16 protein-coding genes are annotated in these 20,302 nt (G+C 64.0%); 5 read left to right on the forward strand and 11 right to left on the reverse strand.

What is annotated here, in order from left to right:
- The first annotated feature begins 18 nt into the window (after positions 1-18).
- Together I6F28_RS07390 and I6F28_RS07395 are read left to right on the forward strand one after the other, a co-directional pair.
- Positions 19-405, forward strand: a complete 387-nt coding sequence (locus I6F28_RS07390; protein WP_051056878.1) for a YybH family protein — start codon at positions 19-21, stop codon at positions 403-405.
- Between the two features lie 37 nt (positions 406-442).
- Positions 443-3,814 carry an AAA family ATPase gene (locus I6F28_RS07395; protein WP_225139596.1) on the forward strand — a complete coding sequence of 1,124 codons (3,372 nt, stop codon included), beginning with the start codon at positions 443-445 and terminating at the stop codon, positions 3,812-3,814.
- Between the two features lie 564 nt (positions 3,815-4,378).
- On the opposite strand, the gene I6F28_RS07405 is transcribed toward I6F28_RS07395, so the two are convergent.
- The 9 genes from I6F28_RS07405 to I6F28_RS07445 all read right to left on the reverse strand — a co-directional run bounded on the left by I6F28_RS07405 (position 4,379) and on the right by I6F28_RS07445 (position 13,856).
- Complete coding sequence (locus I6F28_RS07405; RefSeq protein ID WP_225139598.1) at positions 4,379-5,242, reverse strand: sugar phosphate isomerase/epimerase family protein; 864 nt, start codon at positions 5,240-5,242, stop codon at positions 4,379-4,381.
- Positions 5,242-6,432, reverse strand: a complete 1,191-nt coding sequence (locus I6F28_RS07410; protein WP_225139599.1) for a dihydrodipicolinate synthase family protein — start codon at positions 6,430-6,432, stop codon at positions 5,242-5,244. The genes I6F28_RS07405 and I6F28_RS07410 overlap by 1 nt, the downstream gene beginning before the upstream one ends.
- Before the next feature lie 120 nt (positions 6,433-6,552).
- A complete protein-coding gene (locus I6F28_RS07415; RefSeq protein WP_225139600.1) occupies positions 6,553-7,704 on the reverse strand; it encodes a Gfo/Idh/MocA family protein in 1,152 nt (383 codons plus the stop codon).
- Complete coding sequence (locus I6F28_RS07420) at positions 7,701-9,095, reverse strand: hypothetical protein (RefSeq protein ID WP_225139601.1); 1,395 nt, start codon at positions 9,093-9,095, stop codon at positions 7,701-7,703. The genes I6F28_RS07415 and I6F28_RS07420 overlap by 4 nt, the downstream gene beginning before the upstream one ends.
- A 4-nt stretch (positions 9,096-9,099) precedes the next feature.
- Positions 9,100-9,930, reverse strand: a complete 831-nt coding sequence (locus I6F28_RS07425; RefSeq protein ID WP_192893460.1) for an ABC transporter ATP-binding protein — start codon at positions 9,928-9,930, stop codon at positions 9,100-9,102.
- Between the two features lie 14 nt (positions 9,931-9,944).
- Positions 9,945-10,937, reverse strand: a complete 993-nt coding sequence (locus I6F28_RS07430; protein ID WP_109144529.1) for an ABC transporter substrate-binding protein — start codon at positions 10,935-10,937, stop codon at positions 9,945-9,947.
- Positions 10,938-10,994: 57 nt separating this feature from the next.
- Complete coding sequence (locus I6F28_RS07435) at positions 10,995-11,804, reverse strand: ABC transporter permease (protein WP_036004651.1); 810 nt, start codon at positions 11,802-11,804, stop codon at positions 10,995-10,997.
- Positions 11,805-12,125: 321 nt separating this feature from the next.
- Positions 12,126-12,833: a TetR/AcrR family transcriptional regulator gene (locus tag I6F28_RS07440; RefSeq protein ID WP_193375190.1), complete on the reverse strand. Its 708-nt coding sequence runs from the start codon at positions 12,831-12,833 to the stop codon at positions 12,126-12,128.
- Between the two features lie 174 nt (positions 12,834-13,007).
- Complete coding sequence (locus I6F28_RS07445) at positions 13,008-13,856, reverse strand: VOC family protein (protein ID WP_225139602.1); 849 nt, start codon at positions 13,854-13,856, stop codon at positions 13,008-13,010.
- Between the two features lie 212 nt (positions 13,857-14,068).
- Here I6F28_RS07445 and I6F28_RS07450 point away from each other — a divergent pair, with 212 nt between their 5' ends.
- Positions 14,069-14,962 carry a sugar kinase gene (locus I6F28_RS07450; RefSeq protein WP_057027031.1) on the forward strand — a complete coding sequence of 298 codons (894 nt, stop codon included), beginning with the start codon at positions 14,069-14,071 and terminating at the stop codon, positions 14,960-14,962.
- Positions 14,963-14,968: 6 nt separating this feature from the next.
- On the forward strand, positions 14,969-15,877 hold the full coding sequence (locus I6F28_RS07455) for a ribokinase (RefSeq protein WP_109144532.1): 909 nt from the start codon (positions 14,969-14,971) through the stop codon (positions 15,875-15,877).
- A gap of 161 nt (positions 15,878-16,038) precedes the next feature.
- Here the strand turns inward: I6F28_RS07455 and I6F28_RS07460 are convergent, their stop codons facing one another.
- On the reverse strand, positions 16,039-17,256 hold the full coding sequence (locus tag I6F28_RS07460; RefSeq protein WP_225139603.1) for an NAD(P)/FAD-dependent oxidoreductase: 1,218 nt from the start codon (positions 17,254-17,256) through the stop codon (positions 16,039-16,041).
- Positions 17,257-17,483: 227 nt separating this feature from the next.
- Here I6F28_RS07460 and I6F28_RS07465 point away from each other — a divergent pair, with 227 nt between their 5' ends.
- Positions 17,484-18,278: an enoyl-CoA hydratase/isomerase family protein gene (locus tag I6F28_RS07465; RefSeq protein WP_036004639.1), complete on the forward strand. Its 795-nt coding sequence runs from the start codon at positions 17,484-17,486 to the stop codon at positions 18,276-18,278.
- 239 nt (positions 18,279-18,517) lie between these two features.
- Here I6F28_RS07465 and I6F28_RS07470 read toward each other — a convergent pair whose 3' ends face one another.
- The gene (locus I6F28_RS07470; RefSeq protein WP_225139604.1) at positions 18,518-20,230 is read right to left on the reverse strand and encodes an IlvD/Edd family dehydratase; all 1,713 of its coding nucleotides are present in this window, start codon (positions 20,228-20,230) and stop codon (positions 18,518-18,520) included.
- Positions 20,231-20,302 lie beyond the last annotated feature (72 nt).

Genomic DNA, 20,302 nt, shown 5'->3' on the forward strand with positions numbered 1-20,302 from the left:
GCGTTTGAGGGAGGGATCATGACAGCCTTAGCTTCCTCCATAAGACACGACATTGCTGCGGCGTACGCCGCGTGGGATTCAGCATTCAACAAAGCAGATGCCAGGGCTATCGCGGCGACTTACGTGCCAGACGCCAAATTGTTGCCGCCAACGCATCAGGTGATATCCGGTCCGACAGAGATCGAGAGCTTCTTTGCTGGGCTGTTTTCAAGCGGATTCACCGATCACAGGTTGGTCGTCATCGACGCCGGCGGAGATGAGAAGATCGTCTACGGCACGGCCCATTGGAGCGCCAACGGTAAGACAGCGGATGGCGCCAGCCAACCTGCAGGCGGGATCGCAACCCACGTGTTTGAGCGTCAGGCAGATGGTTCGCTGAAGCTGAAGTTGCATACTTTCAATTGAGCTGACCGTCGCCTGATCCGGCACGAGGAGGCTTGTCGTGGATATCGCGCAATGGCTTCGCGGTCTCGGGCTGGAGCGCTACATAAAGACCTTTTGTGACGCTGAAATCACGTCCGAAATTTTGCCAGAACTGACCGAAGCCGACCTGCGGGAGCTTGGCTTGCCACTCGGCCCACGCAAGGCTGTGCTAAAGGCAATCCATGCACTCGCTGCGCCGATCACCCCGGTGGCTGTCAACGCCAATGGACCTGCCGACTACGCGAAGCCATCGATCCCTTCGGACGCGGAGCGTCGACAGCTCACAGTCATGTTCGTCGACCTGGTCGGCTCGACGGCACTTGCTTCAGGGCGGGATCCCGAGGAGTTGCGTGACCTCTTGCAGGCCTACCATAACACCGTGGTGGGCGAGATCGACCGATTCGAAGGCCACATAGCCAAATTCCTCGGCGATGGCGTTCTCGCTTATTTTGGCTGGCCGCGGGCGCACGAAGATGAGGCGGAGCGCGCCGTTCGCGCCGGGCTTCGAGTGACCAAGGCGGTCGCATCCCTTACCGAACCGGGTGGTGCAGCGCTCGCCGCTCGCGTCGGCATCGCAACCGGTCTGGTCGTGGTCGGCGAGCTGATTGGCGAGGGAGAGGCTCGCGAGCGCGCAGTCATCGGCGAAACACCAAACCTAGCCGCCCGACTGCAAGATCTGGCCAACCCAAGTGATGTGGTGATTGCGGAATCGACCCGCCGCCTACTCGGCGAAGCTTTCACGTACCGCGACCTCGGCACGGTGCCTCTCAAAGGTTTCCCGGAACTGGTGCAGGCGTGGCTTGTCATTGGTGAAGGCGCGGCAGAGAGCAGGTTCGAGGCTCGGCATGGCTTGGCAACGACCGCACTGGTCGGACGGAATGAAGAACTTGCATTGCTCCTGGATCGCTGGGAGCGGGCGAAAGAGCGGGAAGGACAGATCGTCCTGCTCGGCGGCGAAGCCGGCATTGGCAAGTCGCGGCTCGTGCGAGCCTTACGGGACCAGGTCGCCCGTGTGCCGCACACGCCGCTGAGTCATTTCTGTTCACCATTTCATACCAACACCGCTCTATATCCCGTCGTTGGCCTCCTTGAACGGGCAGCGGCAATACGGCGGGAGGACGCTTCCGACGAACAGCTCGATAAACTCGAGGCCATGCTCGCGCTTGGTGCGGACAATGTGCATGAGAGCGCGCCGGTTCTCGCGGATCTCTTGGCAATCCCGACCGGGGAGAGATACCCGCCTCTCGCACTCAGTCCGCACCAGAAGAAGGAGCGAACCTTCCAGGCCCTTCTGGAACAGATACAAGGCTTAGCGGCAAGACAGCCAGTGCTTGCCGTCTACGAGGACGTCCATTGGGCGGACCCTACTATGCTCGAATTCCTCGATCGGCTCGTCGACGAGGTGCAGCGACTTCCAATTTTGATGATCGTTACCTTCCGGCCCGAGTTCATTCCGCGCTGGACGGGTCATGGACATGTGACAGCGCTCTTTCTAAGCCGGCTGGGACGTAGGCAAGGGGCGGCAGTCGTTGACCGGATCACGGGCGGCAAAATGCTCCCTCAGGAGGTGCTTGAGCAGATTTTGGCCAAGACCGACGGCGTGCCGTTGTTCGTCGAGGAGCTCACCAAGGCCGTCGTCGAATCCGGGCTGCTCAAAGATCAGGGCAGCCGCTATGAGTTGATCGGCCCACTACCGCCGCTGGCGATCCCGACGACGCTGCAGGACTCCTTGATGGCCCGCCTCGATCGATTGGCGCCGGTCAAGGAAGTTGCCCAGATTGCAGCTTGCATCGGACGCGAATTCGGACACGATCTTCTGCGCCTTGTAACGGCACTCGAAGAGCACGCGCTCCAGCATGCTCTCACTGATCTATTGGCCGCGGAACTGATATTCCGTCGTGGCGTACCTCCGAATGTTGCCTACAGCTTCAAACATGCGCTGGTGCAGGACATCGCGCACGAGAGTCTCCTGAAGAGCAAGCGGCAGCAGATCCATGCCCGCATAGCTGCAGCTCTCGAACAACATTACCCTCCCCGTGCGGAGGCGGAGCCGGAGACAATCGCTCTACATCTCACCGAGGGTGGACTGGCAGGAAAGGCGGTGGACTACTGGCTGCGGGCCGGCCGCATTGCGGCTGGGCGTTCCGCCAATCTCGAAGCGATCACTCATCTCACAAGGGGGCTGGAGGCACTCAAGTCCAATCCACCAGGGCCGGAGCGCGATCGTCAGGAACTCGCTCTGCAAACGGCAATCGGAGGTCCACTGATTGCCATCCACGGATACACGGCTCCGCAGCTTGGCACAGCCTTCAGCAGGGCTCATGCGCTCTGCTATGAACTCGACGACACGGGTGCGTTGTTCTCCACCCTTAGCGGCAAATTCATCTTCCACTTCGTGCGCGGCGACTATGCTGCCATGCAGAGCCTCGTTGCCGAAACGCAGCGCGCCGCTGAGCGCACCGGGCACACAGCACTGGAATTGGCTACGCATCGTCTGGCCGCGCTCACCGCAATGCATGCCGGTGATTTTCTGACCGCACGCTCGGAGTTCGAAACGATCCTGAGTCGCTATCAGCCAGAGGAGCATCGGCCGCCGCCTGTGCACTACGTACATGACCCGAAGGCCTCTGCGCTACCCTACTTGGCGATTGTGCTTTGGGTTCTTGGTTACCCCGAACAGGCTCAGCGGACTAGCCGTGCCGCATCTCAATACGCTATGGAGTTGAATCAGACGAACCTTACCGCGCATGTGCAGGTCTATGGCGAGGCGGCTCTTGCGGAGCTAATTGGGAACGTGGCGGCCGTACATGCGCATGCCGACACCATCATCCATCTCGCCGATCAGAACAGCTTGAACTATTGGCGCGTGAGCGGCCTCGTCCTGCGGGGCTGGGCAATGGCGCAAGAGGGCAACGTAGAGGCCGGCCTGGCGCTCATGCGCCTCAGTCTGAACGAGCGGAACAGGCTCGGGGCCAGTTGGTACCAGGTTCGGTACTTGTGGATGCTCGCGGCCACCTACCTCAACTTAGGTGACCACGACAACGGCGTCGCTACCCTTGCCGAGGCAAAGGCCCTTGCTGCGCGCAGCGGCGAGCATATGTGGGAGGCAGAACTTGCATGCATCGACGGTGAACTGCACCGCTGTCGTGGTGCTCCAGCTGACGAGGTCGAGGGGTATTTGCAAACTGCGCTCAAGATCGCCCAAAGCCAGAGCGCAAAGTCCTTTGAATTACGTGCCGCAATGAGTTTGGCTCGGCTTTGGCGCGACCAGGGAAGGAGGGCCGACGCGCGGTGCCTTCTTGGCTCGGTTTACGGCTGGTTTACGGAAGGCTTCGAAACGCCGGACCTTCGTTCCGCCAAGGCGCTCATGGAGGAGCTTTCCCGATCATGATCGCGCATTTCCAAACTCCAGACGTTGGCGGACAGCAAGCACACGGGTGACACGGTAACCTTCTACTTGCGTTATTGGAACTGACACGGATCAACTCCGCTGTCGGGGCACAAGCAGTCATGCTCTGAACGATCTGCACTCAGAGCTCTTCCTTTCATGAGTTCACGGCCTTTCTGATCTCACGCGACGGAAATCGTCGTCGACCCAGCATCACTCGCGTTTGTGATCGATCGAGACTGCTGGGCCTCATTCGAGACAATGGCGTTGCATTGTTGGAAATGGGAAGACAGCTCGAGGTCAGCCAGATGATCCCAGTATTCTGCCTCTGCGAGCAGCTTCCATTTGTTCATGCTGTTGTACGCGGCCTGTTGCCGGCACAGTGAGCTCATCGCACGCAAGCGTCGCACTTTCTCCACTGCGAACCTCCCTCCGCGCCTGCTTGGTTGCAAGCGCATTTGTGTCGTTGGAGCTTCGCAGATCGAATTGACGAGTGATAGTCCGAGATTCAACGGAAAAATCGATGATAGCGCAATCGTCTGACTTTTCACGAGACACTCGAGGCAACTACACCACCGTCCTATGCCGCGTGATGCAGGTGCGAAGCACCTCGTCCATCGGCTTGCCCCACCAATCGGTGGAGAAAATCTCGATCTCGGAATAGCCGGCAAAGCCCTGCGCTTCGACCGCTGCACGCACCGATTTGATGTCGATGACGCCGTCGCCCATCATGCCGCGGTCGTTGAGGATGTCCCTGGTCGGCACCAGCCAGTCGCAGACATGGAACGCCAGCAGGCGGTCCCGGCCGGCGCGTGCGATCTGGTCCATCAGCTCCGGATCCCACCAGATGTGATAGACGTCGAGCGCGACGCCGAGCATGCCGGTGCGGCCGGGGTCGAGCCGGTCGCAGATATCGAGCGCCTGCTTGGTTGTGTTCACGCAGGCGCGGTCGGCCGCATAGGCCGGGTGCAACGGCTCGATCGCCAACGGCAGCTTGGCTTGCCTCGCGTAGTCGAGCATGTCAGCGAGCGCTTCCTCGACCTGCCCGCGCGCTGCCACCAGATCCTTCGAAGCTTCACTGCCCAACCGCGAATATTGCGGCAGGCCGCCGACGACGAGGACGATGCAGGGCGCGCCCAGTGCCTTGGCTTCATCGACACAGCGCCTGTTATCGTCGCGCACTTCGCCCCGGCGCGAGACATCCGAGGTGAACATGCCGCCGCGGCAATAGCCAGAGAGATCAAGGCCAGCCTCGCGCACCGCGCGCGCGACGCGGTCGAGACCGACGTTCGCGACCTGGTCGCGCCAGGGATCGATGGCTCGGATGCCGTGCTTCGCGCAGGCCTCGATGATGGCGACGAGGTCACCCTGCTTGCGGACGGTCGCCGTGTTCAGCGACAGCCAGCGATGGTCGGACGAGAAATCGCGCATCAGGATTCGATCCCGTGGGTGGCCAATACGGTCTTCATCCGTTGCGTCGCGAGTTCAGGGTTGGCGAGCAGACCGGCTTGGTCGGCCAGACGGAACAGCTCGGCGAGATGCAACGTCGAACGCGTGCTCTGCTGTCCGCCGACCATGGTGAAGTGATCCTGGTGTCCGTTGAGATAGGCCATGAACACGACCCCGGTCTTGTAGAAGCGCGTCGGCGCCTTGAAGATGTGACGCGACAGCGGGACCGTCGGGCCAAGCACGTCGTGGAAGCCGGCCTCGTCGCCTGCCGCCAGCCGCGACAGCGCGTAGGACGCCGCCGGCGCGATGGCATCGAAGATGCCGAGCAGCGCGTGTGAAAAACCTTCACTATCGCCGGCGATCAGCTCCGCGTAGTTGAAATCGTCGCCGGTGTACATCTTGATGCGGCTGTCGAGGCGGCGACGCATGTCGATCTCGCGCTGCTTGTCGAGCAGCGAAACCTTGACGCCGTCGACCTTGGCGGCGTTGCCGTTGATGATGGCGACGGCAATGTCCATGGCCTTGTCGAGATCGTTGGTGCCCCAATAGCCCGCCAGTGCCGGATCGAACATGTCGCCGAGCCAATGGATGATCACGGGCTCACGGACCTGCGAAAGCACGCGGTCATAGACCTTGGCGTAATCGTCGGCATTGCGACCGAGTTTTGCCAGGGCCCGCGAGGCCATTAGGATGATGCGGCCGCCGACCTTCTCCACTGCCGAGATCTGCTCCTCATAGGCGCGGATGACGTCGTCGAGGTTTCTCGCGTCCTCCACTGCGAGATGATCCGTGCCTGCACCGGAGAACACCAGCGCGTTGCGGCGCTTGGCGGCGGCGACCGAGCGCGTGATCAGCTCCAGCGAGGTGGGCCAATCCAGCCCCATCCCGCGCTGCGCGGTGTCCATGGCTTCGGCAACGCCGAGGCCGAGGTCCCAGACGTGCTCGCGGAAGGCGATGGTCTTGTCCCAGTCGATGGCGGCCGACAGCCAGGGATCGTTCTCGGCGAAGGGATCGGCGACGGTGTGCACGGCCGAGAAGGCGATGCGGTTCAGCGGCCCCTCGAGCTTTGCGGGGAACGTGCGCGAGGCCGCGAGCCGATAGGTCTCGATCGAGCGATCGGGCTTGGGGAGCTTCAGCGACAGGGATGACATTGGTTGGACGGGCTTGTTCATTTTGGTCCTCTCTCCGTCATTGCGAGGAGCGAAGCGACGAAGCAATCCAGGGTCTTTCCGCGGAGGCAGTCTGGATTGCTTCGCTTCGCTCGCGATGACGAAATCATGAGCATCGGAATGTCACACCTTGATGGGCGCGACGTCGATCCAGCGCCGCTCCTTCCAGCTCTTCAGCGCGCATTCGGCGAGCTGCACGCCCTTGGCGCCTTCGAGCAGTGTGAACTTGTAAGGGGCGTCCTCGTAGACGTGGCGGATGAACATCTCCCATTGCTCCCTAAAGCCGTTGTCGTAGGTGACGTTGTCGGGCAGCTTCTGCCAGTCGCCGTAGAAGTCGTGCAGCCGCTTCTCGTCGGGATTCCACACCGGGCGCGGTGTCGCCTGCCGCGCCTGGATCATGCAGTCGGTGAGGCCCGCGACCGCCGAGCCGAGCGTGCCGTCGACCTGGAAGGTGACGAGATCGTCGCGATAGACGCGCGTCACCCAGGACATGTTGATGTGGGCGATGACGCCGCCTTCGAGCTGGAATGTGGCGTAGGCGGAATCGTCCGCAGTTGCCTTGTACTTCTTGCCCTGCTCGTCATAGCGCTCGGGGATGTCGGTGTTGCCGATGCAGCTGACGCTCTGGACGTTGCCGAAGAGGTTGTCCAGCACATAGCGCCAGTGGCAGACCATGTCGAGGATGATGCCGCCGCCATCCTCGTCGCGATAGTTCCAGGAGGGCCGCTGCGCCTCCTGCCAGCCGCCTTCGAACACCCAATAGCCGAACTCGCCGCGCACCGAGAGGATGCGGCCGAAGAAGCCGGAATCGCGCAGGAAAGCGATCTTCTTCAGCCCCGGCAGAAACAGCTTATCCTGCACCGTGCCGTGCTTGACGCCCTTGGCATTGGCGAGCTTCACGACCTCGACCGCTTCCTCGAAATTCGTCGCAATCGGCTTCTCGCAATAGACGTGCTTGCCGGCGTTGATGGCCTGGGTCAGCAGGCCGGGACGGGCCTGCGTCGTCGCGGCGTCGAAGAACATGGTGTCGTTCTTGTCGGCTAGCGCGGCATCGAGATCGGTGGTCCAGCGCGTGATGTTGTAGCGTTTGGCCAGCGCCTCGACCTTGTCGGCGCTGCGGCCGACCAGGATCGGGTCGGGCATGACACGGTCACCGTTCTTCAGGCGCACGCCGCCCTGGTCGCGGATCGCGACGATCGAGCGGATCAGATGCTGGTTGAGCCCCATCCGGCCGGTGACGCCGTTCATGATGAGGCCGAGGCGTTGGGTGGTCATGCCAATTGCTCCTGAGATCTTGGCTGGGCGAGCGGGCGCAATGCCGACCAGTCCGGATGGACCGACGAGGCGAAGCCCGCGCAATGAAGCGATCCCGTCAGGAGATCGCCGTCGTGAATGGAGAGCCGGATGCCCCGCCTGGCATCGGCATAGAGATCGGGATGCGCGGCGGCGAAGGCCTGAGCTTCTGCTATGGGCGTTTCACCGAAGCCATCGACGTAGTGGTGGCCGTTGCGCTCGGCGTGGGTGACGCCGATGAAGGCACCGAGCGCAAGATCCTGCTGCACGGCAAGGCCGGCCTGGCAGGTGAGGTCCTCACCAGTGATGAAGAAGGCTTCGCCTTGCGCGCTCCATTTCGCCACACGCGTGGCGTTGATGATTGACTTGTAAAGTCCCTTGCAAGATTTCGAGGAGATGCCGCGATAGCCGAGCGCCCGTGCTGCCGGAAACGCGTCGTAGGAATCGTCGGCTTCGTCGATGATGAAGCCGCGTGTGCCCAGCGCGCCGAGCGGCGTTCGCCGCGTAATGTCGCGCGGCATCGGCTGCTCGACATAGAGCAGGCGCGCGGCAATCGGGCGCAGCGCGGCGTCGCGATTGAGCCCGTCCATCAGCGCCTGTAACGCGGCGAGATCGGCATACTGCTCGTTGGCATCGAGCGTCACCTTGTAGTCGCGTCCAAGCGTGTCGAGCTGCTTGCCGATCCGGGCGAGCCGCGCCGCATCGGCAGCCGGATCGCCGGACAGCTTGAGCTTGAAAAAGCGCGCGCCGGTATTCTCGCGCGGATCGGCAATGCCGCCCTCACCCTCGACGACATCATCAAGGCCGACGGTATGCCTGATGGCAACACGCGCCAGCGGCACCCGGCCGGCGAGAAACGTCCTGATGTCCCGCTCGCTCAGGTCAGGAGAAAGCCGCGCATCGATGCCGGCGATGTTCGCGGCCATTCCTTCATAGAAGCTGGTCCCTATCGCGCGCAGCAGCGCATCGAGGATGGCCTTGTCGATCTCCGCCGGGCCATAGGCCGCAGCCAGCCCCGGAATGTTCTCCTTCGCGCAGGTCGCGATCTGGGCACCGATGCAGGAGGCATGCAGATCGAACGCCGTCTGGAAGCCGGTCCGTGCCAGATAGAGTCCGCGCGCGATCTCCAGCGAGCGACGCAACTCGTCCACCGTCTGCGCTGGCGACAGCTCCGGCCGCTTGTCGAACCACTTTGGTACCAGCAGCTCGGCGCTGGCACCGACGGCGGTACCCCGGCCCTCGACCTCGATCTCGGCCCGCACGAACAGCTGCGGCGTCGCGTTGATCGTGATCGCACCGAAGCGGAACGGCCGCGCGAACTGCACGGGACGTTCGAAGAAGGCGATGTCTCGCAGCTTCAGGCGGGGGGACATGGTTTCAGTCCAACGCCCCTTGCGAGAAGAAATGCTTGCGGATGCGCTGCACCAGCTCCGTAAACACCGGGTCGGCCATCGCGTCGAGCGAGCGCGGGCGCGGCAGCGGCACGTCGTAGATCGCGGCGATCGCGCCGGGGCGCTCGGTCATGACCAGCACGCGGTCGGCGAGGAACACGGCCTCCGGAATCGAATGCGTGATCAGGAGCACGGTCTTCTTCGTCTCGCGCTGGATCCGCATCAATTCGACATTCATGCGCTCGCGTGTCAGCGCGTCGAGCGCGCCGAACGGCTCGTCCATCAGCATGATCTTCGGATCGTGCACCAGCGCGCGGCAGATCGAGGCGCGCTGCTGCATGCCGCCGGAGAGCTGCCAGGGCAGCTTCTTCTCGAAGCCTTCGAGGCCGACCAGCTTCAGCAGCGACTTGGCGCGGTCGAGATATTCCTGGCGCGGCAGCCGCTTCATGTCGATCGGCAGCATCACGTTGGAGAGGATGTTGCGCCAGGGCAAGAGCAGCGCGTTCTGGAACACGATGCCGACATTGCCGTGCGGCGTCGTCACCTTCTGGCCCTCGACCAGGATCTCGCCCGTGGTCGGCGCCAGCAGGCCCGAGATCAATTTGAGCAGCGTGGACTTGCCGCAGCCGGAAGGGCCGACCACGACGAAGAACTCGCCGTCATTGATGTGGAAGTCGAGCGGCCGCAGCGACGGCACATCGCCGTCGCGCGTCCGGTAGGTCTTCGACACGCCCGACAGCTTGATGCCCGACGCATCGCCGGCAGCCCGGTCGCTCACCAGTCTCAGATGAGCGGCCGACTGCGCGGTTTCACTCATGACAGTCGCAGGTTTCACGAGCCGCTCTTCGGCAGGTAATCGCTGGTGTAGAAGGCCTTCGGGTTCTCCTTGGCCTTGGCATCGAGGCCGCCATATTCGACCAGCAGGTTGACGGTCTCGGTCATGTTCTGGTCGGTGACCTGGAACGGCCGCTTGCCCTTGGTCTCCGCGGTCCGGTAGAGCGGGATGGTCAGCTCAAAACCCTGCGTCAGCGTGTCGATCTTGCCGCCCTTGGGGTTGGCATCGAGGATCGATTGCGCCGCCGCCTTCGGCTCCTTCTCGGCAGCTTCGACCGCCTTGGTCGTCGCCGACATGAAGCGGCGGACGAGGTCCGCATTGGCCTTCACGTAGTCGGTGTTGGCGATGACGCCCGAGGAGACCATGTTGATGCCGTAGTCGGCGAACTTGATCGGATAGACATCCTTGCCGGTCGCGTCCTTGATCTTCATCGACTGATCCATGACGTAGCCGAGCAACAGATCCGCCTGGCCGTTGATGACGGCGTTGAGCTTGGTCTGGCCGTCGCCGGCGACGGTCTTGAAGTCGCTTTCCTTCAGGCCGGTCTTCTTCAGGAACAGCGGCCAGATCTGCGTCATGGAATCGGCCGGCGTGATCGCCACCGTCTTGCCCTTGATGTCTTCAGGCTTCCTGATGTTCTTGTCGGCGAAGCCCATGGCGGACATCGGGCTCGTTTGCAGCAGCACGCCGGTTGCGACCACGGGCGCGCCCTTGATCGCGGCGCGCATCATGGTGGGGACGTCGACATAGCCGAAGTCCGCGGTCTTGGCGGCAACCGCCTGCGTGGTCGCAGCCGAGCCGCGGCCTTCCTGGATCTCGAGCTCGATGCCTTCGGCGGCGTAGATGCCCTTGGCCTTGCCGTAATAGAACGGCGCGTGCTCGCCATAGACGTACCAGTTCAGCATCAGCACGACCTTGTCGGCTGCCTGCGCCGGCATGGCTGCGAACGCCATCAGTGCTAAGGATGCAGCTCCAATCAACCGCTTCATCGTTTCTCTCCCTTGCCGTTGGTTGCGTCGGCCGTTGGTGGCCGCTCGTTGCTTTAGTCAGGATGCAAAGATCACGTCCTCGCGCTGGCTGACATGCCAGGGAATGACCAGCTTCTCGACCCGGTCGACGATCCAGAACAGGACCACGCCGAGCAGCGCCAGGATCACCAGCGCCGCGAACATCGTCGGCAGGTCGAAAGTGCCGATCGAGCGCTGCATCACGTAGCCGATGCCGGAATTGGAGCCGACGAACTCGCCGACCACCGCGCCGACCACGGCCAGCGTCACCGACACTTTGAGACCGGAGAAGATCGCCGGCAGCGCATGCGGCAGGTTCACCGCGCGGAACACCTGCAGGCGGCTGCCCTGCATGGCACGGGCGAGATCGACCATATCGGGATCGACCGATTTGAAGCCTTGCACCGCGGAGACCACGACCGGGAAGAAGCCGAGCAGGAACGCCGAGATCACCTTGGGAATGATGCCGAAGCCGAACCACACCACAAACAGCGGGGCGATCGCGATCTTGGGCACGGATTGCGAGAACACCAGCAGCGGATAGACGTAGCTTTCCACCGTCTTCGAACCCGCGATCAGCATCGCGACGGGAATGCCGAACAGTGCCGACAGCAGGAAGCCGCAGACGGTCGCATAGGTGGTCGGCCAGGACTGCCGCAGCAGCTCCGGCCATTCGGTGCGCAGCACGGCGACGACGTCGAGCGGCGCCGGGATTTGGTACGCGGGGATTCTGAACAGCCGGATCGCGAGATCCCAGGCGACGACGATGAAGACCAGGAACAAGAACGGCCGAACCCAGGCTGCATTCAGCAGCTTGGAAACAGCGTTTTGCGGCTTCGGCTCGGCCAATTTTCACTCCCGGCAGTCTTCTTCGTTATGGGGAGAAATTAACCCGTTGGATAAATACTGTCCAGAGCTTTCCCTGTGACGTTTTGTGCTCGGGGTTCCGGGAGCTTTTGGGGACGGGACTATCGCCTTCCGTGTCCCGGACGCGCTGCAATGTAAGCGTTGCTGCGCTGCGTCGGGGCACGGGAGCGGAGTGAGGTGCACGCGCCTCCACGTGGTCATTGCGAGCGCAGCGAAGCAATCCAGAATCTTTCCGCGGAGACAGTCTGGATTGCTTCGCTGCGCTCGCAATGACGGAGCAAGGCGCCCCATCATGGCTACGGGCTACACCGCCTGCACGACCGCGGCGCGCGACTTCGGCGTCTTCGCGATCTCGAACAGCGCCGCGGATTGCCCCGTCAGCGCGGCCAGCACCAGGCCCACCATATGCGCCAACCGCTCCTCCTTGGCCTTCTTGTCCAGGAGATCGCGGCCGAAGATCACGCTGAGCGTTGCCGAATTGGAGAGATAGAAGAAGCTGAGCGCTGCGATCGAGATGTAGAGCTGCACGGGGTCGACCGCGACCTGGAAGTCGCCGCTGTCGACGCCGCGGCGCACCACGGTGCGGATCATCTCGACGAAGGGCGAGTGCATCGACTTGACCTTGGTCGATTTCTTCAGGTGCTTGGCGCGCGCGAGGTTCTCGGTCTGCAGCAGCGAGAGGAATTCGGGATTGCGCAGGAAGTAGTTCCAGGTGAACTCGATCAGGCGGCGGATCGCCTCGGGCGGATCGAGATGTTCGAGGTCGAGCCCCCGCTCCTCGCTGCGGATCTTGTCATAGGCGCCTTCGAGCACCGCGAGATAGAGCTCGTCCTTGTTGCCGACGTGATAGTACAGCATGCGCTTGTTGGCGCCGGCCTTGGCGGCGATGCGGTCGACGCGCGCGCCGGCAAGGCCATGGGCGGAAAACTCCTGCTTGGCGGCTTCGAGAATGCGCAGCCGCATCCCCTCGGGGTCACGCTGCCATTTCAGAGTTCGCTTTGCCTTCGCCAAACCGGGTGCTCGCTGGGTGCCGACAAGACGCGTGTAGCACGCGAGCGTGAGTTTGAGAATGTTCGTCATTCCGGGGCGCGCCTCTTGGCGCGAGCCTGGAATCCATTGGGCGGCAGAGTCAGCCGCGAAATGGATTCCGGGTTCGATGCTACGCATCGCCCCGGAATGACAGAATCACTCCACCGGCTTCGGCGAACGCTCCAGCAGCACGGTCTGGATTCCGCAGGTGCCGTTGCGCACGGTCATGATGCGCGTCCCCGGCTTGCGGCCGGTGCGGACCTCCGAGACGTCGAGTCCGCTCGCGATCAGGCGGGCGCGGGTGGCGTCGATGTCGCCGACCCGCCAGCTCAGGCCCCAGAGCCGGTCATGCGCGGCATCGCCGCCCGCGACCGGGCGGCGCACCACCTCGACGATGAGGTCGCCGCAGCGGAAGAACATCAGCTGGCCCCAATCCTGGTGCGAGCGGTCGAGCGCGAGATCAAGGCCGAGCCGGGCGCCGTAGAGCGCGGCGGCGCGCTCGGAATCCTCCGTGGTGACAACGACGTGGTCGAGCCCCTCGATCGGCGCGATGTCGGTCACGGCGGACTTCGGACGCTCGTCGGCCAGCTCCAGGAAGAACATGCGCACGCCGCGCGTCAGCTCGGTGGCGGCCCGCGTGCGCTTCCAGTGCAGCACGGCGTCGGTGGCGGCGTCGCTGCTCTCGACCTCGGCGACCGTATCAGGCCTCAGGGCCACCCGCTCCAGCCGGCGGTGCATCTTGCCGATGTCGGCGACACGAAAGCACAGGCTGGCGAGCATGCCTTCCTGGTCGCCGAGCAGTGCGCGCATGCGGTCGGCGGTGACGCTGAAGCCGTGAGGGGCCATCAGCTCGATGGTCATGTTGTCGAGGGTGAACAGCACCCGGTCGGCGCCCTCGCCCGAGTTCTGCCAGGCCGGCGCGCGGGCGAGCAGCGTCTGATAGGCCGCCTTGGCCGCACCGATATCGCCTACGAGAACGACGATGTGATCGAGGCCGGTGATCATTCTGCACCCTTTTTGTGGACGGGGAACCCCGGGAGCGAAAGACGGCGTTTGTCCGGGCTTGGCATAGGCCAGTGATGGTCGTATTCCCGGACCATGCTGACCTCAAGCGCTTCGGGCGGCAGTTTTGCGAATAATTTCAGCGTCCCTCCGGAGCGGAACCGGTGCTAGAGTAATCTCGCCGGCCGGGACCACAAGCGCATCACGGACAAGCAATGCAGGCTCTCTTCATCGGACAGACCTATATCGACGTCGTCTTCATCACCGACCACATGCCGACCGGCGACGAGAAGCACGTGGCGCGTGACTACGCGGTCTCCTTCGGCGGCAATGCGGTGACGGCGGCGTTCTGCTGCGCCAAGCTCGGCATCGTGCCGGACCTGATCGCGACCGCAGCCAATGACTGGCTGGGGCGCATGTTCCAGGACATGTGCGCGAAGTACGGCATCTCGCTGCATGGGCGCAAGGTCAACCAGTCCTCGCTCTCCTTCATCATGCCCAAGGACGGCAAGCGCGCCATCGTCCGCTGCCGCGACGACGAGCACATCCACCCCTTTCCGATGCTCAATCTCGGCGGCTGCCGCGCGCTGCATGTCGACGGCCACCAGCCGGATGCCGCCATCCACTACGCCAAGGTGTGCCGCGAGGCCGGCATCCTGACCTCGCTCGACGGCGGCGGCCTGCGCACCAACACCCATGAGCTGCTGGAATTCATCGACGTCGCCATCGTCGCCGAGCGCCTGTGCGAGCAGATGGATCTGACGCCGGAGAAGATGCTCGACTATCTCAAGAGCCGCGGCTGCAAGATCGGCGGCGTCACCATGGGCGAGAAGGGCCTGTTCTGGTACGACGAAACCGGGACGGTGCAGGTGATGCCGGCGATGCCGATCCCGCGCGAGCGCGTGATCGACACCAACGGCGCTGGCGACGTCTTCCACGGCGCCTATGTCTATTCCTACCTCGCCCATCCCGGCAAAAGCTGGCGCGAGCATTTCGACTTTGCCCGCGCCGCCTCGACCTACAAGATCCAGCGCCTCGGCAACGAGGCCGGCTTGCCGACGCTGGTCGATATCGCCAAGGTCAGGCACGAGTTCGAGGTCAGGGTCTAGAAAGAGATGGGGCGGGTCTTCGTTGCCGGCAGCATCAACATGGATGTGGTGGCCACGGCCGATCGCCATCCGCGCGTCGGCGAGACCGTCGCCGGCCGCCAGGTCCTGTATTTCCCAGGCGGCAAGGGCGCGAACCAGGCGGTCGCGGCCTCGCGGTTAGGGGCGCGGACCACGCTGATCGGGCGGCTGGGCAGGGATTCGTTGGGCGCTGAGCTGAAGGCCTTTCTCGGCGACCAGGGCATCGACCTCGGCTATGTCGTGGAGATGGCCGAGGCGCACACCGGGACGGCCATCATCACGGTGGCCGAGGCCGACAACACCATCGTCGTCGTTCCCGGAGCGAACGGGCTGGTCGGCGCTGATGACGTCAAGGTCGTGCCGCTGCTGAAGGGCGACGTCGCCGTCAGCCAGTTCGAGATTCCGCTGCCGACGATCGCTGCCTTCTTCCACCGCGCCCGCGCGGCGGGGGCAGTGACCGTGCTGAACCCGGCGCCGGCGCAGAAGATGCCGGGCGAGCTGCTGGCGCTGGTCGACATCCTCGTGCTGAACGAAACCGAGCTCGGCTTCCTCGCCGGCGTTGAGCTCTCCGAGAGCGACGCGGCCGGCCGCATCATCGATGTCGCGCGAAAACTTCAGGCGCGCGAGGACCAGACCATCTGCGTCACGCTCGGCAAGCGCGGCGTGCTCGCGCTCGCCGGGCACGAGGAGATCTCGGTGGCCGGCCGTGTGGTGAAGGCACTCGACACCACCGGCGCCGGCGACTGCTTCGTCGGCGCGCTCGCCGCGCAACTCGCTGATGGCGCGCCGTTGCGTGAGGCGCTGACGTTCGCCAATGCCGCCGCCTCGATCAGCGTGCAGCGCATGGGCGCCGGACCGTCGATGCCGACGGGGGCGGAAGTGGCGGCGATACTGTAGAGGCCTCTTCGCCTCTCCCCGCTTGCGGGGAGAGGTCGGAATTTGCGAGAGCAAATTCCGGGTGAGGGGGACTCTCCGCGAGTCCGACTGCTATCCTATGCGCGGAGAAAGCCCCTCACCCCAGCCCTCTCCCCGTAAGAACGGGGAGAGGGAGAAGAACTTCATGCCAGCGCGCTCTTGAGGTCGAAGCTCTCGTCCGCGGCCTGCTCCGGCGTGATGGAGCGGTCCATAGCCTGCAATCTCCGGCCGAACATGTGATCGCCGGCGCGGTTGATGGATTCGATTCCGAGCAGCTTGTCGCCGTGATAGCAGAACGCCGAGAATGCCTTCTTGGCGGGATCGCCGCGCAGCACGACGCGGTCGTAGCCGGTCGTCAGCCCCGCGATCTGGAGCTTGTCGTCGCCCTGATCGCTCCAGAACCAGGGATGGCTGTCGTACGGTTTCTTATCCCCGGTCAGCTTTGATGCGAGGCAGCGGGCCTGATCGGTGGCGTTCTGCACCGATTCCAGCCGCAGCGATCCGCCGAAGCGCGGGCTTGCGAACAGCGCGCAATCGCCAATGGCCGAAATGTTGGGATCAGCCGTCGACAGATATTCATCGACGATGATGCCGGCGGCGACCGGCAGCCCTGCCTCGGCCGCGAGTTCGATGTTCGGCAGCACGCCGACGCCGACCACGACGAGGTCGGCCGGCAGATGCCGCCCGTCGCTCAAGGACACGCCGGTGACCTTGCCGGCCTCGGCTTCGATCGAGGTCGCCTGCACACCGAGATGGATACGGATGCCGGCCTCGCGGTGGCGCGCCTGAAAATATTCGGAGACCTCCGCCGTCACCGCCCGCGCCATCACACGCGGGGCGAGCTCGAGCACGTCGACCTCGAGGCCCTTGATGCGGGCGGTCGCGGCGAATTCGAGGCCGATGAAGCCGGCGCCGATGATCACGGCGCGCGTCTTCGACGGCATGATCGCGCGCAGCGCCTCGCTGTCATCGAGAATGCGCAGATATTTCACGTCGGGCAGATTGGCATTGGGCAAATCGAGCAGGCGATTGCGCGCGCCGGTCGCCAGCACGAGGTGCCAATAGTCCAGCGTCTCGCCGGATGCGAGATGCACCTTACGCGCGGCGCGGTCGATCGAGGCGGCGCGGCCGGCGATCAGTTCGATGCTCTGGTCCTGGTAAAACTTCTCAGGCCTGAACATCAGGCTCTCCGGGCCCGCGGAGCCCTTGATGTAGGCCTTGGACAGCGGCGGCCGCTGATAGGGCAGATGCGGCTCGTCATTGATCAGGCAGATGCGCTCGGCAAAGCCGGCCTGGCGCAGCGATGCCGCGATCTGGTAGCCGCCATGGCCGGCACCGACGATGATCACCGGGCCAGTCATCGGACAGCCCATTTCCGGAAGACACGAGCGTGACCCATGCCGCCTCCTCTCTCGCTGATTTTGCTTGCTGGCCTTGCGAGGAGCCGGCGCTCGTGTCCGTCCCTTGGCGAAAGCGGCTCCATTTGAGCCTATCGTTCCGCCCGGCGCAAGAGCGGTGGTTCGGGGATTGTCACCCCTGCCCTTCTGCGATTTAGTTCGAGCCTCGACCTCCTGCCGGAGAATTTAAGATGACCGCTCCCGTCTCAAAGCCCGACGATCCCGCCCTGCTCAAGGTCGACGGCCCGATCGCGACCATCACGCTGAACCGCCCTGCCGCATTCAACGCGATCGATCTTGCGATTGCCCAGAAGCTCGAGCAGCTCGCAACCTATATCGAAGGCGCCGACGACATCCGCGTCGTGGTGCTCGAAGGCGAAGGCCGCGCGTTCTGCGCCGGCGGCGACCTGCAGACGATCGGGGCCGCCGCCGAAGCCGGCACGGTGACGCCCGTCGTCGGCGAGCTATTGAAGCACTATCACGCCTTCATCGAGATCATCAGGCGCATGCCGAAGATCTCGCTGTCGAGCGTGCACGGCTCGGCCGCCGGCGCCGGCATGGGCCTCGCCTTCGTCACCGATCTCTGCATCGCCGCTGACGATGCCAAGTTCACGCCGGCCTATGCCAAGATCGGGGTGTCGCCGGACGGCGGCTCGACGGTCGGCATCGTCGGCACGGTCGGCTCCCGCCGGGCGCTGCAGATCTTTCTCGCCGAGGATAATTTTACCGCGCAGCAGGCCTATGAATGGGGCTTGGTTGCCAAGACCGTCCCCGCGGCCGAGTTGAAGACCGCGACGCGAAAACTTGCCGAGCGTCTCGCGCAGAACCCGCCGGCTTCAATCGCCGGCACCAAGCAGCTGGTCTATCAAGCGGCGACCACGCCGGTGAAGCAGCAGCTCGATGCCGAGGAGCACAAGATCATCATGGCGATGAACACGGAAGCGTTCCGCACCGCCGTGAAGAAGTTCACGAGCAAGAGCAAGTAGCGGCCAAACGATCGGTGCCGAGGCTATCGCATATGACCTGTGGCGGCGGCCTGCGCGCACGCCTCATCCTTCGAGACGGCGCTGACGCGCCTCCTCAGGATGAGGCTAATCAGCGTCAGCGCCCGTTGAAACTGTAGCCGCGCACTCCGTCCTCATCCTGAGGAGCCCGCCTAAAGCGGGCGTCTCGAAGGATGGCCGCAGGGAAAGCTCTCAAATGCGATATCCCTGCGGTCGGTGGCTCAGCCCTTCGCGGGGCCATTCCTCTGCATGAAGTCGAAATCGCAGCCCTCGTCGGCCTGCAGGATGGTCTCGTTGAACAGCCAGGCGTAGCCGCGCCGCGCCTCTTCCGGCGCGGCCACCGGCTTCAACGCAGCGCGGCGCCGCTCCAGCTCGGCGGCGTCAACCAAGAGCTCGATGCTGCGCTTGGCCACATCGAGGCGGATCATGTCGCCGTTCTCAACCAGCGCCAGCGGCCCGCCGACGGCGGATTCCGGGGTGATGTGCAGCACGATGGTGCCGAACGCGGTGCCGCTCATGCGCGCATCCGAGATGCGCACCATGTCCTTGATGCCGCCGCGCGCGAGCTTCTTCGGGATCGGCAGATAACCGGCTTCCGGCATGCCCGGCGCGCCCTTCGGGCCGGCGTTGCGCAGCACCAGCACGTCGTCGGCGTTGACGTCGAGATCGGGATCGTCGACCCGCAAGGTCATGTCCTCGACGGATTCGAACACGACGGCGCGCCCGGTGTGCTGCAGCAGCTTCGGGCTGGCGGCGGATTGCTTGATGACCGCGCCGCGCGGGGCGAGATTGCCGTGCAGGATGGCGAGGCCGCCCTCCTTCTTGATCGGATTATCACGCGGACGAATCGCATCCTGGCCCGGCACGTCCTCCGCATTCGCCGCGATCTCCCGCAACGTCTGGCCGCTGATGGTCTTGGCATCGAGGTCGACGAGATCGCCGAGCTGCGCCAGCAGCTTCGGCACGCCACCAGCGTGGTGGAAGTGCTCCATATAATGCTCGCCGGACGGCTTGAGATCGACCAGCACCGGCACCTCGCGGCCGATCTGGTCGAACGCTGCGAGGTCGAGCCGGTGCGGCGAGCGATGCGCCATTGCGGTGAGATGGATCAGGCCGTTGGTCGAGCCGCCGATCGCCTGCAGCACGACTTGCGCGTTCCTAAACGAGGCCGGCGTCAACACTTCGCTCGGCTTCGGACCCTTGGTCTTGGCCATCTCCGCGGCAACCTTGCCGCTGGCCTCGGCGAGACGGAAGCGCTCGGCATGCGGCGCGGGAATCGTCGCGCTCATCGGCAGCGACAGGCCCATCGCCTCGATCATGCAGGCCATGGTCGAGGCCGTGCCCATCACCATGCAGGTGCCGACCGATGGCGCCAGCCGGCCGTTCACCGCCTCGATCTCGGCATCGTCCATGTCGCCGGCGCGATATTTCGCCCAGAGGCGGCGGCAATCGGTGCAGGCCCCCAGCACCTCGCCCTTGTGATGACCGACCACCATCGGCCCGACGGGGATGACCACGGTCGGCAGGTCGGCGCTGATCGCGGCCATCACCTGCGCCGGCAGCGTCTTGTCGCAGCCGCCGATCACGATCACCGCATCCATCGGCTGGGCGCGGATCATCTCCTCGGTGTCCATCGCCATCAGATTGCGCAGGTACATCGAGGTCGGATGCGCAAAGCTCTCCGCGATCGAGATGGTCGGGAACACGAAGGGCATCGCGCCCGACAGCATCACGCCGCGCTTGGCGGCTTCGATGATGTCAGGGACGTTGCCGTGGCAGGGATTGTAGTCGCTATAGGTGTTGGTGATGCCGACGATCGGGCGCTCCAGCGCGTCGTCAGAATAGCCCATGGCCTTGATGAACGCCTTGCGCAGGAACAGCGAGAAACCGGCATCGCCATAGCTCGTCAGACCCTTGCGCAAGCCACTCGTCATCAGGGCGCTCCCTTCAGCTTTTGTCGTGGTGGTAAGGCCAGCGCCCTGATTGTCAATAACTCGACTTGCAGG

The sequence above is a fragment of the Bradyrhizobium sp. NBAIM14 genome (assembly GCF_020193895.1).
In the GTDB taxonomy this organism is placed as follows: domain Bacteria; phylum Pseudomonadota; class Alphaproteobacteria; order Rhizobiales; family Xanthobacteraceae; genus Bradyrhizobium; species Bradyrhizobium yuanmingense.

What these genes read in the sequence shown, in the direction of transcription:
- I6F28_RS07390 (WP_051056878.1), top strand. Translation starts at nt 19, where the DNA reads ATGACAGCCTTAGCTTCCTCCATAAGACACGACATTGCTGCGGCGTAC.
- I6F28_RS07405 (WP_225139598.1), bottom strand. Translation starts at nt 5,242, where the DNA reads ATGCGCGATTTCTCGTCCGACCATCGCTGGCTGTCGCTGAACACGGCG.
- I6F28_RS07410 (WP_225139599.1), bottom strand. Translation starts at nt 6,432, where the DNA reads ATGAACAAGCCCGTCCAACCAATGTCATCCCTGTCGCTGAAGCTCCCC.
- I6F28_RS07415 (WP_225139600.1), bottom strand. Translation starts at nt 7,704, where the DNA reads ATGACCACCCAACGCCTCGGCCTCATCATGAACGGCGTCACCGGCCGG.
- I6F28_RS07420 (WP_225139601.1), bottom strand. Translation starts at nt 9,095, where the DNA reads ATGTCCCCCCGCCTGAAGCTGCGAGACATCGCCTTCTTCGAACGTCCC.
- I6F28_RS07425 (WP_192893460.1), bottom strand. Translation starts at nt 9,930, where the DNA reads ATGAGTGAAACCGCGCAGTCGGCCGCTCATCTGAGACTGGTGAGCGAC.
- I6F28_RS07430 (WP_109144529.1), bottom strand. Translation starts at nt 10,937, where the DNA reads ATGAAGCGGTTGATTGGAGCTGCATCCTTAGCACTGATGGCGTTCGCA.
- I6F28_RS07445 (WP_225139602.1), bottom strand. Translation starts at nt 13,856, where the DNA reads ATGATCACCGGCCTCGATCACATCGTCGTTCTCGTAGGCGATATCGGT.
- I6F28_RS07450 (WP_057027031.1), top strand. Translation starts at nt 14,069, where the DNA reads ATGCAGGCTCTCTTCATCGGACAGACCTATATCGACGTCGTCTTCATC.
- I6F28_RS07455 (WP_109144532.1), top strand. Translation starts at nt 14,969, where the DNA reads ATGGGGCGGGTCTTCGTTGCCGGCAGCATCAACATGGATGTGGTGGCC.
- I6F28_RS07460 (WP_225139603.1), bottom strand. Translation starts at nt 17,256, where the DNA reads ATGACTGGCCCGGTGATCATCGTCGGTGCCGGCCATGGCGGCTACCAG.
- I6F28_RS07465 (WP_036004639.1), top strand. Translation starts at nt 17,484, where the DNA reads ATGACCGCTCCCGTCTCAAAGCCCGACGATCCCGCCCTGCTCAAGGTC.
- I6F28_RS07470 (WP_225139604.1), bottom strand. Translation starts at nt 20,230, where the DNA reads ATGACGAGTGGCTTGCGCAAGGGTCTGACGAGCTATGGCGATGCCGGT.